The sequence below is a fragment of the Sneathiella sp. genome, assembly GCF_047631475.1.
Classification (GTDB): Bacteria; Pseudomonadota; Alphaproteobacteria; order Sneathiellales; family Sneathiellaceae; genus Sneathiella.
Window position 1 is genome coordinate 1 of record NZ_JBLHZT010000058.1, and the last position, 17,442, is coordinate 17,442.

At 50.6% G+C, this 17,442-nt stretch carries 14 protein-coding genes; 1 reads left to right on the forward strand and 13 read right to left on the reverse strand.

The window, feature by feature from the left end; genetic code table 11:
• The 3 genes from ACJAYR_RS16765 to ACJAYR_RS16775 all read right to left on the reverse strand — a co-directional run.
• Positions 1-246, reverse strand: a 246-nt coding sequence (locus tag ACJAYR_RS16765; RefSeq protein ID WP_415237667.1) for a hypothetical protein, incomplete at its 3' end; no start/stop codon positions are given.
• A gap of 26 nt (positions 247-272) precedes the next feature.
• Positions 273-725, reverse strand: a complete 453-nt coding sequence (locus ACJAYR_RS16770) for a cache domain-containing protein (RefSeq protein ID WP_169543679.1) — start codon at positions 723-725, stop codon at positions 273-275.
• Positions 726-866: 141 nt separating this feature from the next.
• Positions 867-1,802 carry a tRNA dihydrouridine synthase gene (locus ACJAYR_RS16775; protein WP_415237668.1) on the reverse strand — a complete coding sequence of 312 codons (936 nt, stop codon included), beginning with the start codon at positions 1,800-1,802 and terminating at the stop codon, positions 867-869.
• A 200-nt stretch (positions 1,803-2,002) separates the two neighbouring features.
• Here ACJAYR_RS16775 and ACJAYR_RS16780 point away from each other — a divergent pair, with 200 nt between their 5' ends.
• A complete protein-coding gene (locus ACJAYR_RS16780; protein ID WP_169543681.1) occupies positions 2,003-3,496 on the forward strand; it encodes an AMP nucleosidase in 1,494 nt (497 codons plus the stop codon).
• On the opposite strand, the gene ACJAYR_RS16785 is transcribed toward ACJAYR_RS16780, so the two are convergent.
• The 10 genes from ACJAYR_RS16785 to ACJAYR_RS16830 form a co-directional block, all read right to left on the reverse strand.
• Positions 3,497-4,384, reverse strand: coding sequence for an alpha/beta fold hydrolase (locus tag ACJAYR_RS16785; protein ID WP_415237669.1), 888 nt, complete (start codon positions 4,382-4,384; stop codon positions 3,497-3,499).
• Between the two features lie 103 nt (positions 4,385-4,487).
• Positions 4,488-4,808 (reverse strand): thioredoxin TrxA, encoded by a 321-nt coding sequence (gene trxA, locus ACJAYR_RS16790; protein WP_169544350.1) that lies wholly within the window; start codon positions 4,806-4,808, stop codon positions 4,488-4,490.
• Positions 4,809-4,907: 99 nt separating this feature from the next.
• Entirely contained in the window at positions 4,908-8,324 is a 3,417-nt protein-coding gene (gene addA, locus ACJAYR_RS16795; protein ID WP_415237670.1) for a double-strand break repair helicase AddA, read from the reverse strand.
• Positions 8,317-11,313: a double-strand break repair protein AddB gene (gene addB / locus ACJAYR_RS16800; protein WP_415237671.1), complete on the reverse strand. Its 2,997-nt coding sequence runs from the start codon at positions 11,311-11,313 to the stop codon at positions 8,317-8,319. Before addB ends, addA begins: the two co-directional genes overlap by 8 nt.
• On the reverse strand, positions 11,310-12,038 hold the full coding sequence (locus ACJAYR_RS16805) for a nucleotidyltransferase family protein (protein ID WP_415237672.1): 729 nt from the start codon (positions 12,036-12,038) through the stop codon (positions 11,310-11,312). Before ACJAYR_RS16805 ends, addB begins: the two co-directional genes overlap by 4 nt.
• Entirely contained in the window at positions 12,035-13,006 is a 972-nt protein-coding gene (locus tag ACJAYR_RS16810; RefSeq protein WP_415237673.1) for an aminoglycoside phosphotransferase family protein, read from the reverse strand. Before ACJAYR_RS16810 ends, ACJAYR_RS16805 begins: the two co-directional genes overlap by 4 nt.
• A complete protein-coding gene (gene tsaE / locus ACJAYR_RS16815; protein ID WP_415237674.1) occupies positions 13,003-13,476 on the reverse strand; it encodes a tRNA (adenosine(37)-N6)-threonylcarbamoyltransferase complex ATPase subunit type 1 TsaE in 474 nt (157 codons plus the stop codon). Before tsaE ends, ACJAYR_RS16810 begins: the two co-directional genes overlap by 4 nt.
• A 7-nt stretch (positions 13,477-13,483) precedes the next feature.
• Positions 13,484-15,571, reverse strand: coding sequence for an ATP-binding protein (locus ACJAYR_RS16820; RefSeq protein WP_415237675.1), 2,088 nt, complete (start codon positions 15,569-15,571; stop codon positions 13,484-13,486).
• 179 nt (positions 15,572-15,750) lie between these two features.
• Positions 15,751-17,046 carry an adenosylhomocysteinase gene (gene ahcY, locus ACJAYR_RS16825; protein ID WP_415237676.1) on the reverse strand — a complete coding sequence of 432 codons (1,296 nt, stop codon included), beginning with the start codon at positions 17,044-17,046 and terminating at the stop codon, positions 15,751-15,753.
• Positions 17,047-17,212: 166 nt separating this feature from the next.
• Positions 17,213-17,442, reverse strand: a 230-nt coding sequence (locus ACJAYR_RS16830) for an HPr family phosphocarrier protein (protein ID WP_415237677.1), incomplete at its 5' end; no start/stop codon positions are given.

Below are 17,442 nucleotides of genomic sequence, written 5' to 3' on the forward strand. Positions count from 1 at the left end.
TTCTTCTTCAACACCTGCGTTCATCTGGGAAATTAAGCGAAACAGACTTCCGTTAAAAGCCTGCAGATCTCTTTGAAATCGGTATGCGGCACCCGTCATGGACGATTGATTGTCCAACGACACCATTTTTTCATGCCCACGCTGCAATCCTGTAATGGCAACGGCTCCTAAAACAACCAGTGCCAATGCAAAAATAGCGGGTGAGATGAATAACTTTATTGAAATACTGAGATTCCGCAAGCTCATAACATTTACTCCAACGAATATTCAGATTATTCGTAATAGCCGCTGATGAACAACACGTCACCAGAGCGGACAATATAGCTTCTCTTAGAGGCAATCTTCTTAGTCACAGGATGTGGCCATTTGTAAGAAACCCAACCGGTTTCCTGCTTATTGGCAATCTCAACCATTTCCTGAATGAACGCCTTACCGTCGGTATCTTTTACTTTCATAAGAGATTTACCGTTCAGTTTTGGATTAACTGGGTGAGACATGATCTTGTTGGTTTTCATGGACTGCGTAACGACGTAAAATTCGCCTTTGTAGTATTCTCCGTCTTTTACAGCAAAGTCCTTCTGGGCTTGTTCAGCGCCAGCTGTTTCAAAATGCTTCACAGCTTTTGTCAGCAAAGCAACAACAGTCTCTTCTTTATTTTCGGCATGGGCTACGCCTGAGACCAGCAAAACCATCAGTGAGGTACATACGAGTAGTTTCTTCAACATATACTTGATCCTATAAGCAGTTTTATTAAACTTGTGCCTATATTGAGTACACATTGTTAAAAGAATCCTAATCGACACAGAATAATTTGAGAAACCATAAATTAGTTTTTGTTGTTATTCAGGTATTCTCGCTCTAAGTTCCTAAACCGGAATTGTCAAAGCCGCGCAAATTTCGTCTGGCGTCTTCAGCCGACGAATTTCTGTAAATAGATCCGTTGCTTCATCATAACTGCGGGCCAGCAGTTTAATCCATTGCTTCAATCGGCCAGCTTCTCTTGTATCGTGATCCATGACACGGATAAGATCCCGGTAATAAACCAGCCATTTTTGAACATGCGCCCAATGAAACGGGGCTTGCTCCAAACCGGCAATTTCAAGTGCCAGGCTAGGTCGGGCGATCGCGCCGCGGCCAACCATAAAATGGGTGCAGCCACTGATTTTTTTACAGGCTTCGTAATCCTGCCGTGTCCAGATTTCACCGTTCGCGACAAGGGGAATAGTCAGAGATTCGCGCAGCGGTGCCAGATACTCCCAATGGGCGGGTGCTTTGTAGCCTTCCAGCTTTGTGCGGGCATGAACCGTCAACTTCATCGCACCGCCGGACTGAATAGCCTGCGCATTTTCCATGTAAAGAGACTTGTCCATAAAGCCCAGACGCATTTTAGCACTGACAGGAATGGCGGCCGGGACCGCACGGCGGACCGCTGAAACAATGTCATTCAAACGGTGCGGCCACTGCAATAATGTGGCCCCAGCGTCATTGCGATTCACTGTTTTTGCCGGACAGCCAAAATTGATATCAATCCCCGGCGCCCCTAATTCTGCAACAAAAGCAGCGTTTTCTGCTAAAAGAGAGGGATCTCCGCCCATGAGTTGAACATGAACAGGTACGCCTGCCGCAGTTTTACCGCCGCTTTTCAATTCTGGACAATATTGGTGATAGACCGACGCGGGCAGAACATGATTGCTCACGCGCACAAATTCGGAAACGCACAGATCAAACCCGCCAATCCGGGTCAGAATATCACGCATATGGACGTCGACGACGCCTTCCATGGGGGCCAGAGTTAAAGTCATACCAACAGGATCACAACAAACAGAGTCTTTCGTTTAATTCATTTCGCTAAACCTTAAATTTAGCGGCGCGACCCTATCATATTTCCAGGAGGGCCCGCTTTATTTATTGAGTTGTCATAAATAAATGATAAATAGAACAGGAAAAAGAGAGAAATGAAATGAGTGATCATAGGGATCACTGTCGGAAAGGAAAAATGAGAATGAGTGGATTTCTATCCAAGACAATAACCGGTCACGGTACAGCGCGTGACTTACAGGAATTCACAGATGCCGATAAGGCTGTCGACGCAATCGAAGCGATTTATCTGGAAAATACCGAAAAAGTAAAAAAACGGTTCGAAGCCTTTTCAAAAGGTGACAAAACAAGCCCTCTGGATACCGGTTTTTACCCCTATCTGGGACTGGATATCGGCCCAAGTGACATCAATCTAAGCGGTAAATTGGCCTACGGAAACCTGCATGCTGCCGGCTCGTTTGGAACCACACTTACCCACCCTGATCTGTTTCGCAGCTATTATCACGAACAGATTGACCTGATTATCAACAATCACCAGCAACCGGTTTTGGTGGGCTTGAGCGATCGCCCCATGCCGTTACCCTTTGTGATCGAAAAAGCCTCCGCCAATGTGACAGGGGACGATGTTCATCAGTTGCAATCGATCTTTCCTATGCCAGATCTGGCTAATATTCACGATAATATTGCAAATGGGACCCATGCCCTTGCCGCAGGAGAGCCGCATCCGCTGTCGCTTTTTCCGGCAGAGCGGGTGGACTACTCGTTGTTGCGCCTGTCCCATTACACAGGGACGGCCCCCCGCCATTTTCAGCGATTTATCCTGTTCACCAACTATCAGCGCTATGTAGACGAGTTTATTGAATATGGTCTGGATCAGGTAGAAAATGGCGATGAATTTCGTGCCTTTGTATCGCCGGGCAACGTGATTGTGAACAAACCCGGCACTGAGATTGAAAGCCCGCAAGGCGTTGCCCCGACCCATTTACCGCAAATGCCTGCCTATCATCTGGTTCGAAACAAACATGAAGGAATTACCTTGGTCAATATTGGGGTTGGCCCATCAAATGCCAAAACCATCACTGATCATATCGCTGTCTTGCGGCCTCATTGCTGGTTGATGGTCGGCCATTGCGGCGGATTGCGCCGGACACAGCGACTAGGTGATTATGTTCTGGCCCATGCCTATGTGCGCGAAGACCATGTACTGGATGAAGATATTCATCCCTCCGTTCCATTGCCAGCCATTGCAGAAATTCAGGTGGCGCTCACCGAAGCTGTGGCCAAAGCCTCCGGAACGCCAGAGGATTTCGCCAACCTGAAAGAGCATTTCAGAACCGGAACCGTCTATACCACGGACGACCGGGATTGGGAGCTCCGTCACAAAGAACTGGCCATGCGGTTTAATCAAACCAAGGCAATTGCGATTGATATGGAATCTGCGACCATTGCGGCCAACGGCTTCCGGTTCCGCGTACCGTATGGCACCTTACTTTGCGTTTCTGACAAACCATTGCACGGCGAGATCAAACTCCCCGGCATGGCCAACAAGTTTTATCAGGACAGAACGGCAAAACATTTGCGGATCGGCATTGATACGCTTCGCAGTTTACGTAATGAAGGCGTCGAAAGTCTGCATTCCCGGAAATTGCGCAGCTTTGACGAACCAGCGTTTCGGTAATTATCCAGCTGACATCACATGCGGACGAATTAAAGCCGCCAGATGGTCACACAGGGATGGGGATAAATCATGTCCCATCCCCTCCACCAGCTCAAAGCGGGCCCCGGGAATATGATCGGCTGTATCCTGACCCGCACTGGGCGGGACCAGACGATCATCTTTTCCGTGGATAACCAGCGTCTTGAGCGGAATGGTTTTTAGCAACTCCCGGCGTGAACCTGCAGAAAACACAGCGCCCATCTGCCTTAAATATCCGGTGGGGCAATATCCGCGGTCGAAACAGGCTTCAATATGGGCCTTCAGGGCGGACCGGTTCCACCGAAATCCTGGACTGCCGATCGTATCGTTCACCATCAGGCCAAATTCTACAATGTCGGATTTTTCCTGACTTGCCGGTGCCTGCGTCAGGACCGCCATCGCGTCCGGGTGTGGCACAGACACACTGGCCTCACCGCTGGAGGACATAATCGACGTCAGGCTTAAGCATCGTTCGGGAAAATGACCCCCAAGAAGCTGCACAATCATACCGCCCATAGACATGCCCACCATATGCGCCTTTTCAAGGCCAAGCTGATCCAGCAGGGCAATGACGTCCTCTGCCATATCGGTTAAACTGTACGGAAGCTCTGGTGCACGCCCGCCTGCTTTGGCGGCCATCGCTTTTTCAAGATCAGGAACGCCTTTGGCGTCAAATTTTTCCGACAAGCCCACGTCCCGGTTATCGAACCGAAGTACCTGAAACCCGCTATCGGCCAACTGTTTGCAAAAGGCTTCTGGCCAGTCAATCAATTGAAAGCCAAGACCCGCGATCAGAACAAGTGCAGGGTCTTCCTGCCGTCCAAACTTCTCGACCTCCAGTGTGACTCTTCCAGTATCAATCTGAACCATGCCCCCGCCTCTCTTTGATCCATGCCAACCCGATCAGATCAGGATAATAGCGCAAAAAAAACGGGCCTTGAAAGGCCCGTTCCCATGTGTTCTCAAATCCGCTTTACGCTGTTGATTTGATCCATTCTTCGATCTGCCCTTTTGGAGAAGCCCCTACTTTCGTACCGGCAACTTCACCATCTTTAAACAGGATCATTGTTGGAATACCGCGAACACCGTATTTTGTCGGGGTGTTTGGGTTCTCATCAATGTTGATTTTGGCAATGGTGATATTCCCAGCCATTTCGTTTGAAAGCTCTTCCAGAGAAGGCGCGATAGTTTTACACGGACCGCACCATTCAGCCCAGAAATCCACCAGAACCAGGCCTTCGTTTTTTAAAACGTCCTGGTCGAAAGAAGCATCTGTTACATTTGTTGTGGCCATCATGTCCTCATTTCAGGCAAAAAATTAAGGCGAAAATCGCCCGTTTGTTAACAGATAATGACGTAAATACAGATAGCCCGTCAAGTGATCAGGCATACATCACCCGTCAGAAACAACCATCAAATGCGGGCCATCTGTCCATAACAGCCCACATTTAATACGTTTTTCAGGATACATTTTTTTCAGGGCATCCCGATAAATTCTCATCTGCCGTAAATAAACCGCAGGCACCTTCTCCAGATCGGTTGGTGATGGCCGGTTGGTTTTGTAATCGATAACCTGAATTTCATCTTCCTTGATCAGCAACCTGTCAATCTGGCCGGACATCACCTGATCACCAAACAAACCGGTCAGCGGCACCTCAGCCAAACTGCCGGGGCCAAAAATCTCGGCAAAGTCCGGATGGTTCAAGACGGTCAGGGTCTCCTGCAGAATTTGCTGTTGCTGCGCGTCTGACAAGGCATGAGAGGGTCGGGCAAGCCACACCCGCGCGGTTTTCTCGCGGGCATTCATTGGCACCGCTGGCAGGCTTTCCAACAAACGGTGGATCAGAATACCCCGATGAAAACGCCGTCCCTCATCCTGTCCAAGTGGCGAGCGAACCGCGGGCTCTTCCTCTTCCCTTGAAGGCGTCAACGGTTGCGGAGGAAAGGGTTCCATCTCGGGATTTTCTGTTGCCCATTTAGGCAAGGTAACCGGTACAACATCCGAAATCTGCTTCATTTCAGGGTCACTTGCGGGCAAGCTTCCTGAACTTCGGCGCCGGGCGACATCGCCCCAAGCAAGTTGCACTTCTTCAGTTTTTTCCGAAAAATCCATCCCAAAAGCAGTATCGATTAAATTATACCAGCAATCAGACGTCCGACCATTTTTGCCCTCCCAGCCGCAAATATAAAGTCTGTCTTCTGCACGGGTTAGCGCTACATACAAAAGACGTTTTTTCTCTTCATTTTTGCGTTTTTTCTCCTCGGCCCGTGCCTGGGCTGAACAGCTTTCGTCATTCTCTGTTCGGGCGGGCCATAAAGGCGCAGGAACATCATCATCAGACCAGAAAACACTGGTTACACCAGAAGCCCGGCTGGACTGACAAGTGTCTGGCAGAAAGACAATCGGAGCCTGCAATCCTTTGGAGCCATGCACCGTCAAAACCCGTACTTCATCGCGAACCTGTTCCATATCCCTTTTGACAATGGCCCCGCCTGCTTCGACCCAATGCAGGAAAGCCTGCAGGGACGTGGCTTCTGTGCGTTGATACCCCAGAGCCAGCGACAAAAATTCATCGATCGGATCTGCGGCTTCTGCACCCAAACGGGTCAGTAATTTGCGGCGTCCGTTTTCGCGGCCCAGAATATGGGCGAAAAATTCATACACTGGCACAAAATCCGCGCGGGCCAGAAGACGGCGCAAAAAGGCGACGGCCTCGGTGAAAACCGGTAAGGCGGGGGTATTTGTGCGCAAGGCCTGCCACAAGCTGGTGCGCCGGTTATACGCCAGTTGATAAAGCTGATTATCATCACAGCCAACAAACGGGCCTTTCAGAATAACCGCCAGGTTCAAATCATCGTCGGGCATCAGCGCAAACCGCGCCAGCGCCATCAAATCCATCACGGCCAGTTGTTCGGTTAAAACCATCCGGTCCGCACCGGCGACGGGGATATCCGCTTTCTTCAATGCCCGGACCATATTTTCAAAGAAAACATTTCGGCTTTGAACAAGGATCATAACGTCTTTCGGCCGAATATGCTGTCCCGTTGACATCAGCCGTTCACCAGACTGAAGCCAGGTTTTGATCTGCTCGGCAATACGATTGGCCAGTTCCGCCGCGGGATCTGTGCTTAATCCCTGATCCTGCGGAATTTCCCATGGATCAACCTGTTCCTGATCCGGTGGCTTGACCGTTGGCCAGATTTCGGTAAATCCCTTTTGACCTTCCCGAAAGACGAAATGCTGTATTTCCGAAAGATCTGCCGTCAGCCCTTCCCGGGCATGTCCTTTATCAAAAATATCATCGACAAGTGACAGGACCGCTTCCGTTGAACGAAACGATAGATCAAGGGGGACCAGCTCCCATTCTTTTTCAGCGTCCCGTGCTTTTTCCTCGAACGACTGACGCATTTGGTCAAACGCCGCCGGATCAGCGCCTTGAAACGAATAAATCGATTGTTTTTCGTCCCCGACAACAAACAGGGTTCGGTGATGGTCGCGGGCTGCATCCCCGCCAAAAAACTCTTCCGCCAGTGCGCCGATGACATCCCATTGTTCGGGGCTGGTATCCTGTGCCTCATCCACCAGAATATGGTCAATCCCGCCATCCAGTTTGAACATCACCCAAGGGGCAACGTCTTCTGCCGTCAGCAAATCACGGGTCGTCAAAATAAGATCGTCATAATCCAGCTTGCCTCGCCAGGTTTTTTCGCGGTCATATTCATTAATCAACTGACTGCCAAGCCGCATTAAGGCAGCGGTATTTTTATACACTTTGACGCGGTTTCGCATTTCGCGAACCTCGGTTAGCCTTATCGCTTCGCGCTGCATTGTTTCCAGCAAGCCTGGAATTTTCTTCAAGCTGCCTTGCGTAACCAGATTTCGGTCTGCTTTAATCTCGCCTTTTTGCGTCAGATAGGCGGAACAATAGGCGTCAAATAATTCCACCCGTTTATCTGTGAGCCTGAGCCAGGGCTCCATTTTGGCGGCATTGCTGGTTTCCGTTTTGCTGCCATTGAGGAAAAGTTCAACCCCCTGACGAAGCGCCGGTCCGTCAAACGCGGTTTCTGCGCAGGCCTGCTCAACAATATCCTGTTCGTTAAGATTCGGATCAATCTGCAACAGATCCGCCAGAGCCTTCAGCGCCGCCTCAAGCCCCCCTTGCGCTTTTATGAACCGTTTCAGGCGCCCTCTTTTCGCGCTTAAATCCCGCATCAAACTGGAAAAATCCTGCTCGTTCACCTGTCGACTGACGACAGAAAGCGCCTCCGCGAGCAGGGTTTGATCTTCGGCCCTGCTATTTTCAAGCAAATGGTCCCGCGCGGCTTCCATAATCTCTGCGGCGGTCCGCTCATCCATAACATCGAAGTTGGGCGCAATCCCTGATTCCAGCGGGAACCGGCCCAAAACAGACTCGCAGAAGGAATGGATCGTCTGAATTTTCAATCCACCGGGCGCATCCAGCACATTGGCAAACAAACGCCGAGCCCGTTTCATTTCATCATCACTGGGCGCACGGTCCATCAGCTCTGTAAGGTTTTTATACAAAACCTGATCAGGCTGAACCGACCAGTCTCCCAAAAGCCCGTTCAAACGGTTCGACATTTCCGCCGCCGCTGCCTTTGTAAAGGTAATACACAGAATTTTTTCCGGACGGGTGCCGCTTAACATCAACCGTAAGGTCCGATCCACAAGAACCCGTGTTTTTCCCGATCCGGCAGAGGCCGATACCCAGACAGACCGACGCGGATCCGCCGCCCGTTTCTGAAGTGCGATCCCCTTTTCCGCAAGGGGGGATAAGGGTTTACTCATCCTGTCCCCCGCCTGACCATTCTTTAACGCGGGCCAGATGTTCATAATCATTAAACTTGTCGACAAAGGCCGGTCTTGGCTTCGTCAGATAAGGTGTTGCTTCTTTATCAAACTGGGCAATCAAGCGCTGTAAACCCGAAAACGCCTCTTCAGCAAGGGTCTCAACGCTTAAGTCTTTGCCGGCCTGACGGGCCTCACCCGCTGGGTTGCCGCCGCTCAGTTTTATATAAAGAAGTTCGATGACACTGTGGGACACATCTCGGCCAAACGCACCTTTTTCAACCATCGCAGCCTCAAGCGACAATTGGGGCGCCAACCCGCTTTCCACTTCTTTCGTTGAAGGCGGGCTTCCTGTTTTATAGTCGATGATGGCTATCCCGCCATCCTTGTGGCGATCCATTCTGTCTGCCGTGCCAGACAAAACAAATGTGCCGCCCGGCGCGGCGATGTCCAATATTCCTTTTTTCTCAAGCAGCACTGTCTTGTAATTTTCCCGCCGGGTGCGTTCAAACGATACAAACCATTCGGCGATCCGTTCATAGCGGGGCCACCAAAACGCCCAGACAGCCGGATAGGAAAGCATCTGCCCAAAGGCGTCTCGGCCCATTTCCAAAAGTTCTTCTTCCGCATTGGGCGGTAAGGTATCCGGATATTTTTTGACAAACTCTTCCAGCGCTTTATGAATAAAATTACCCCTGTCGGCCGCGCCGGGATCTTCGGCAATACCATCCAGTGGTTTGAGTTTCAAAATCGCGTCCGCAAAGATTGAATAAGGATCTTTCAGCCATTTTTCGATGCGCGTCACAGAAAGCCTTCGTGGCCGGGAGGACACAGGCGGTGTTGGGCGGGGGGCAGAGACCGGTGCATATCGATCCGGCCGATCCAGCGCCATCTGCCAGCCAAGGATCTGATCAGACCCTTGTGTTACCAGGCTTTGATCAAACTTCTTGAGCAATGTCTGCAAGCGCAGCAACCAGCGGCTGGGCACCATGGGTGTGCCATCGACTTTTTCAGACCGTGTTAAAATCACTTCTTTCGAACAGAAGGCCTGCTGAAAGTCATGCGCTGACAAACCGATTTTCTTCTCCGGAGACGGCAACTGGAAGTCCTGCCGCATGGGTCGGCTCATCCATGGGTCACTTCCCGGGTCTGGCGGCCAGATACCATCATTCATGCCGCCAAGGATCACCAGATCCGCTCGTTGCAGCCGTCCCTCGATCGGTCCCCAAATCTGCAATCGGGGATGCAAGCCATACCGGGCCCGCACCATATGACCTGACATCAGACTATCCAGCAAATCCGGCCATGTTCCGGGCGTTATCGTCTCCATCGCGTCGGCAGATCGCAGAAGCTCTGCCACAAAACCGGCAGCCGCCTCGCCAAAATGACCGCGCCACAGACCGGATGCTTCCGATTGGCCGTCATTTGCCAGTTGTTCGGCAAAATGAACATGCGCCTTGAACAAATCAATGAAGGGAACTTCTTTTCGGCCAGACAGTGTTTCAAACGGGCGGGCCAGTGTTTCAAAATCACTGAACCAGTTTAGAAATTCCTCTGGAAAATCCGATGTCCTGATAATGTCGCTAATCCCCGATAATCCGGGCGCCGGGCGCGGCCCGCGCAACACGTTCAATTCAAGCATGCGAATATAACGACGGAATTTATCCGCAGGCAGCCCCATGGAGGCATAAGGATGTTTTAACGCCGCCAGAAAGGCAATTGGCGCACATTTTTCCGCCATCATGCGAGCCGTCAGCCGTAAAAATACACCCGGTGGTGATTGGTCCAGACTACTGCCGGCACTATCATCTACATCAATGTCCCAACGTTTCAGTTCGGTACTCACCCGGCGGGACAAATCCCGGTCAGGCGTTATTAGAACCGCTGTTTTAGTAGGCTCTTCAAGGGTCTGCCGCATGGCCAGCGCAATGGCCTGCGCTTCGGCCTGCGGGCCCGGACAATTTATCAGACGGACATTTTCCAGTGCCCCAGCCACCGGGGCCTTGGATAATTGCCAAAGATCGGTTGTTTCAGCAGGCCTTAACGCATCAGATAACAAGGCCGGACGACCCACAATGCAACTTTGAATAGCTGGGTCCGTCAAATCCGGCACATCCCTGCGCTTCAGCCCCATCCGATCCAGCAACACAGCCAGTCCAAACTGCGGATGACCCGGCTCCTGACGGACAAGGTCCCAGCTTTTTTCATCCAGATGACGATCCAGTCCGGGTAAAATGACCCGGCCGTTAGGCAGGGACGCGATCAACGTCAGTAGTTCGGCGGTGGCGGGGATCGATCCGGTCGAGCCCACCGCATAGATCAAGCCTGCCGGTGGGGTTTGGCGCCATTCTTCTGTTTGTGTCCGGATCAGCATATCCCGGCGTCTTGCTGGATCAATGGTTCCTTCGGCGGCCAGAATATCAGGCCACAAATCACTGATCAGGGTCAGGAATTCCAGCGTAATCTGCCAGTGTTCCGCATAATCTTCCGGAACCAGTGCCTTTAAATCCTTAAAATCCAGACCTTCTGTCTGAATTTGATCCAGCAGGCGCGCCAGTTCTTTTGCCAGCGCCGCACATTGGGCAAAATCCATCTTGTCGCCCTGACGGCGTTCAATCATCCGCGCAAGAAGCAGTTGACGGCGCATGGGGTCGATTGCTGGCGGTATATCCAGTGATGCAGCACCATCACCCAATGGATCAACTCCTGCTGCCCCATCCAGCAACAGTTCATCTTCATCCACATCGCCCAACGGACGCATTCTTGGCAACAACAGGGGGCTGCCGCCCGTTTCTCTCAAAAACGCATTTTGCAAGGCCCGGGCGGCCCGCCGGGTTGTCGTCAGGATCGTCACCTGCCCCAATTCTTCCAGCGAACCACCATGGCGTGCCAGCAATTCCCGGGCAAGGCAATCCACAAACGGTAATTCGGGCGGTATCGCGGACACATTGGGCCCTAATGCATCAGTTGAGATCGATGTTTCTGTCACTGTCCCTGTATTTTCTGCTCTGCCTTTTTAATAGCAACCTCCGTTCCCACGTGAAGCCACTGCCCCTCGTGGACCAGGCCGTATAACCGGCCTCTTTTCTCTGCCTGATCATAAAGGCGATTAAGTGAAAAGGCTTCTTCTTTCATCCCATCGAACAGGTGCGGTTTTATAATTTGAACGCCGGTGAACAAAAAAGGTGCCACGACCCGTTCATCCCGGCGGGTCAACTTTCCCCCACTATCCATATGATAATCGCCGTGATCATGTCCCCCAACAGCCGATATTGTCGTTTGCATCAACAAGGCGACATCCATTCTGTCCGGATCCCAGAAGCGAATAAGCTTATCCAGCGACCGGTGCGCGCCATCGCGAACAATCACATCAGAATTCAAAACCGCAAAAGGCTTGTCTCCAAGCAGAGGCAGCGCCTTCAGAACACCGCCGCCGGTTTCCAAAAGCGCATCCGTTTCATCGGACATAGTGATGTTCAAATCTTTAATAGTGCCAACATAAGCACGGATCTGATCAGCGAGATGATGATAATTCACAACAACATTCTGAATATGTGCCCCGCGGATCAAATCGAAACTATAATCAATAAGCCGCTGTCCCCCCACAGACACAAGCGGTTTCGGTATCGTGTTGGTAAGCGGACGCAACCGGGTCCCCAGCCCTGCGGCAAGTACCATCGCGCGATCGACCTTCGTGCTGTTAGTATTGTTCATTCAAGAGCCTTACCGAGTGTCAGGGCTAACCAATGTTGCAAGGGAAGCAAATCCGGATGCGCCAGATTGCGGCTTAGATGGCTTTTTACTCGCGGTACAAATTTCTGATACCGGTCTTTCCCGTCCCGTTTGGACAAACGTGTAAAAATTCCGAGGATTCTAAGAGCACGATGTGCCCCAAAAATAGCATACTGGCGATAAAAGACGTTATGGTCGACACCGCTTTGTTCAATATAGTGGGTCAGCATTTCCTGCTCCAACCCGGCGCCGACATCCCGGCGGGCATCCTGCAACAAAGACACCAGATCATAGGCCGCCGGACCGATCATGGCATCCTGATAATCAATCAGGCCCAAGGCCTTCAGCCCTGAACGCTGTTCCAGATGCATCATATTTTCAGCATGAAAGTCCCGAAACAGAAAAACCTCTTCCATGCTCCCTAGCTCTACCATCAATTCCTGCCAGATTTGCTGATAGAACAGGCGTGCATTCTCAGGCACTGGCCGTCCATTTACATCCGATACAAACCAGTCCAGAAACAGGGCGTTCTGATTAAGAACATAACTCGGCGAAAAGTAAGGCAGATTTTCAGGGAGTTTCTGCGTGCGCAAGTCCAGCAGGAGATCAACAGCCAGCCGATACAGATCGGTTGCCGGGGCGCCCTGTTCAATACATTGTGTAAAAAGCCGGTCCCCGAAATCTTCGAGCAACAAGAGACCTTCGTCTTTCTGCCGGGTCAGGATTTCCGGGGCACTATATCCCATCTTATGCAGCAAACCGGTCACCCGAACAAAACGATCCATCGTTTCAATTGACGGATCAACCATCAGAATCGCTGTTTTATCCTTTTGGGTCAGGCGTTCATACCGGCGGCTTGACGCATCCCCGGCCAGCGCATGCCGCCAAGCATCTTTCCATCCCGCTTTTTCAATAAAAGCTATGATACGGTCTTCCGATACGAGTGTCATAAGGAAAGGGTTTCCAATCTTTCTATCCAGTTTTTAGAGCCTGAGAACCGAAAAACACGCGTGTCCTCTGCCGCATCAGACGGGATTGTTATATCGACTTTCAGAACGTCATCCGGGGCCAGATCTTCAAGTTTTTCAGCCCATTCCATTACGGTTATGCCGTCTTCATAAGCCTGCTCAATGTCCAGTTCCCAAACTTCTTCCGGGTCTTCAAGGCGGTAAAAGTCGTAATGATAAACCGTGCCTGCAGGTGTATCATAGAGCAATAGCAGATTAAAAGTCGGGCTGGGCACTTCAATTTCCTGTCCGATCAACGCGCGAATCAAGGCACGGGCAAACGCTGTTTTCCCTGCCCCCAAAGTTCCGCTTAAAGACAGAATGTCGGATGGTCGGAGCAAAGGGCCCAATTTCGCTGCCAACTGAGCGGTTTCCTGCTCATTTTGGACAACGCATTCTAGAAAGTCTGTCATGGTGTTTTCAGGCTGCGCCTGCTTCAATTCTTAAACTGTCGGGAAGGGTACAGGTAATGGTCGTGCCTTCAAATTCAACGGATTCAAGCGATACCGTCCCGCCATGCATTTCAACAAAGCTTTTGACCAAGGATAACCCCAGTCCGGCGCCCGCGTTTTCACGGGTTGTATCACCTTTGGAAAATCGTTCAAAAATACGATCCTGCATTTCCTTGGGGATACCGATGCCGGTATCAATGATCTGAAAAGATAACCCCTCTGGTGATTTGCCAGCCTTTAGGGTGATTTGTCCACCCGGTTCGGTGAATTTGATCGAATTGCTGAACAGATTAAAAATAACCTGCTTTATCCTGCGTTCATCCAGATTGGCCCAACCCAGTTCCGTATCGACTTCCAGTTCTATTGTAATCCGCCGCTTTCGGGCGCGATCATGCACCATGGTCACCACATTAGCCAAAAGCGCATGTACATCCACCGGCTCCAGATCCAGCTCGATTTTACCGGCCTGAATATTGGCCATATCCAGAATATCGTTAATCAGATGCAGCAGATGGTTGGAACTATCCAGAATACCATGACCGTATTCGTCCTGTTTTTCGTTCAACGGACCAAAGAACTGCTTCACCAGTATTTCTGCAAATCCAATGATCGTATTCAGCGGTGTTCGCAATTCATGACTTACGCTTGCAACAAATTCGGTTTTCATTTTGTCGCCGGCTTCCAGCGCCTCGTTACGCTCGGTCAGGGCTCGCTGAACCTGCAAGGCATCGGTCATATCCATATAAGTAAACAGGACATTCCCATCCGGCAGTGGAACGCGGTTGAAATCGATGATCCGGCCGTCCGGCTGTTCAAGCCGACCCGCCGATGCATCGCGGCGTGTTACATTGGCAACATACCGCTCCCGAAGGTCACCGTAATCGGTCAGGTTCCAATTGGAAAAAATCTTGTCGACCATTTTGCCGATATGAACATCTTCTTCCAGAAATTCAGGGGGCAGGTTCCAGATCTCGCAAAAGCCGGAATTAAACAGTTTAAGGCGCGCATCGGCGCCGAAAACGGCAACACCCTCATGAAGATTATCCAGTGTCGCCCGTTGAACGGCCGTCTGGGTATTACGTGCCCGCTCCAGCACAACTTTATCTGTCACATCTTCGAACATGAAAAACAGACCGCCCGAGGAATGAGGCGTAATAACCGTTCTAATCATCGTCTCGTCAGGTAATTGAGACAATTCTTCCTTCGTGCTGATCAGATTGGTAAACAGCGCACGCCGCTTTGCCCGGTAGGCTGAAAAATCGGCCTGTTCTGGCAATCGCCGCATTTCGCGCTGTTTGTCCAATACCTCTAGAAGTGTTGGCTTTTCCTGAAGAAACGCATCATCCAGTTTCCATAATTTGGCATAAGTCTGATTATAGAAATTCAGATGCTGATCCGGGCCGTAAATGGCGATGGCTGTTGAGATATTCTCAAGAACATTGGCCTGCCCATCCACATGGTTTTTAATTTCCGCGACAATTTCTTCTTCACGGCTGACATCCTGCGCAAAACCAGCCAGTTCGTTTTCAAATTCCATCGGAATTTCATGGATGCGGAAACTCCTGAGATCACCGCCCACCACATAACGGCGTGTTTCAGTCTGCGCCTGCTGGGAAACCCGCGCTTTTGCCGCCATTTTGCGGGCCTGGTCAGGCTCTCGGCTGGACGCCAGTTCTGCCATATCCCCTAATGCTGTCGGCGGTCCGACAATTTTTTCGTACTGTTTATTGTGCCAGACGATGCGCGATTGCTGATCCCGCCGCCAGATCGCAAAAGGCGCTGCGTTCAGCAAGTCAATGAAATCATCCCGTTCCGTACGGGTATCCATTAAACTGGATTTCAGGCTCAAAATTTCTCGTTGCTGATCGGTTTCTGTTTTTCGCACCGTTTCCAGTTCATCTTCCAGTAACCGCAGGCGATCCACCAGCTTGTCGGAATGACTGAGCAGGGAAAGGGCTTTGCGACGCATCACATATAGCGCCATTGCCAAAGCAAGAGCGATCAAAACGATCAACCAGATCATGATCAGTTCTGTTGACGAAAAATCAGTTCCCATAGTCCCGCATTAAAAAAATGCACTCCCGCTTAACAGCATATTTAAAAGCGGGATCAATAGATGCCCGCCCCACACTTTAAAAAGAAAAAGCCTGAAAAGACAAGAAAAAGGCTGGCGAAGAATATTCGCCAGCCTCAACTGCACTCTTCAAGTCACAGCCCGTGGGGCCGTCAACTGGATTAGTAGCGATAATGTTCTGGTTTAAACGGGCCAACCTGCGGCACGCTAATATATTCAGCCTGCTTTTCAGTCAGTGTTGTCAGTTTGACACCAAGTTTGGCAAGATGCAGCGTTGCCACTTTTTCATCGAGGTGTTTCGGCAACACATAAACTTCATTGCCGTATTTTTCAGACCGTTCCCAAAGTTCGATCTGCGCCAACACCTGATTTGTAAAGGAAGCACTCATGACGAAGCTTGGGTGACCAGTTGCACAGCCAAGATTAACCAGACGGCCTTCAGCCAGAACAATAATGCGCTTTCCATCCGGGAATTCGACTTCATCGACCTGTGGTTTTACATTGTGCCAAGCAAGGTTACGAAGCGCTTCGATCTGAATTTCAGAATCAAAATGGCCAATGTTACTGACAATCGCCCGGTCTTTCATGGCGCGCATATGATCGATTGTGATCACGTCCACATTACCGGTTGTTGTCACGAAGATATCCCCTAATGGGGCAGCGTCTTCCATCGTTACGACTTCATAGCCTTCCATGGCGGCCTGCAACGCACAGATTGGATCGATTTCTGTAACCAGAACACGGGCACCCTGACTGCGAAGAGAGGCTGCTGAGCCTTTACCCACGTCACCATACCCGGCAACAACGGCAACTTTACCCGCAACCATAACGTCCGTTGCCCGCTTGATACCGTCCACCAGGCTTTCCCGGCAACCATACAGGTTGTCAAACTTTGATTTTGTCACGCTGTCATTGACGTTAATGGCAGGCACTTTCAGCATACCGGCTTTTGCCATTTCATACAGGCGATGAACGCCAGTTGTTGTTTCTTCTGACAAACCTTTAACATCGTCCAGATATTGCGGATATTTTTCATGCATAAGCTGAGTAAGGTCACCGCCATCATCCAGAATCAAGTTTGGACGCCAGCCATTTGGCCCTTCGATTGTCTGCTCAATGCACCACCAGAATTCTTCTTCAGACATGCCTTTCCAGGCAAAGACAGGAATATCAGCCGCCGCCATTGCGGCCGCCGCCTGATCCTGTGTGGAGAAGATATTACAAGACGACCAGCGCACTTCCGCGCCCAATGCCGTCAGTGTTTCAATCAGAACAGCCGTCTGAATGGTCATGTGAAGACAGCCCGCGATCCGTGCGCCAGCCAAAGGTTGCGACTTGCCAAATTCTTCACGCAGCGCCATCAGGCCCGGCATTTCAGTTTCAGCAATAGTTACTTCCTTGCGTCCCCAGTCGGCAAGCGACAAGTCGGCAACTTTAAAGTCTTCCGATGTAGTCATGTGACACTCTTTTCAAGATTTGAGTAAATGGCTAGAACCTGACCTTAACCTGAACAGGCTCCCTCTTGACCGCTTATATAACAAGACGATCAGACTTTTTCAAGATTAATATAAAGACATCTTTATATCATAATCAGTTTAATAAACAGGCGGGAGCTCTGACGGGTTATTCTTCTGTTCGATCTTCGCCAAATTTATCGTTCACCAAATCGATCAACGCCTTCATCGCTGCATCCGCTTCCGTCCCGGAAACGGTCACATGAATGGCGGTTCCCTTGGAGGCCGCAAGCAGCATAAGACCCATAATCGACGTACCAGAGACCTCATTTTCGTCTTTTTGGACGATAATGTCTGCGTCGAAACTCTCTGCACATTTTACAAATTTTGCCGCGGCCC

Bases quoted from the DNA above. Each gene is read 5' to 3' on its own strand.
- ACJAYR_RS16770 (WP_169543679.1), bottom strand. From the start codon at position 725: ATGTTGAAGAAACTACTCGTATGTACCTCACTGATGGTTTTGCTGGTC.
- ACJAYR_RS16775 (WP_415237668.1), bottom strand. From the start codon at position 1,802: ATGACTTTAACTCTGGCCCCCATGGAAGGCGTCGTCGACGTCCATATG.
- ACJAYR_RS16780 (WP_169543681.1), top strand. From the start codon at position 2,003: ATGAGTGGATTTCTATCCAAGACAATAACCGGTCACGGTACAGCGCGT.
- ACJAYR_RS16785 (WP_415237669.1), bottom strand. From the start codon at position 4,384: ATGGTTCAGATTGATACTGGAAGAGTCACACTGGAGGTCGAGAAGTTT.
- trxA (WP_169544350.1), bottom strand. From the start codon at position 4,808: ATGGCCACAACAAATGTAACAGATGCTTCTTTCGACCAGGACGTTTTA.
- addA (WP_415237670.1), bottom strand. From the start codon at position 8,324: ATGAGTAAACCCTTATCCCCCCTTGCGGAAAAGGGGATCGCACTTCAG.
- ACJAYR_RS16805 (WP_415237672.1), bottom strand. From the start codon at position 12,038: ATGAACAATACTAACAGCACGAAGGTCGATCGCGCGATGGTACTTGCC.
- ACJAYR_RS16810 (WP_415237673.1), bottom strand. From the start codon at position 13,006: ATGACACTCGTATCGGAAGACCGTATCATAGCTTTTATTGAAAAAGCG.
- tsaE (WP_415237674.1), bottom strand. From the start codon at position 13,476: ATGACAGACTTTCTAGAATGCGTTGTCCAAAATGAGCAGGAAACCGCT.
- ACJAYR_RS16820 (WP_415237675.1), bottom strand. From the start codon at position 15,571: ATGGGAACTGATTTTTCGTCAACAGAACTGATCATGATCTGGTTGATC.
- ahcY (WP_415237676.1), bottom strand. From the start codon at position 17,046: ATGACTACATCGGAAGACTTTAAAGTTGCCGACTTGTCGCTTGCCGAC.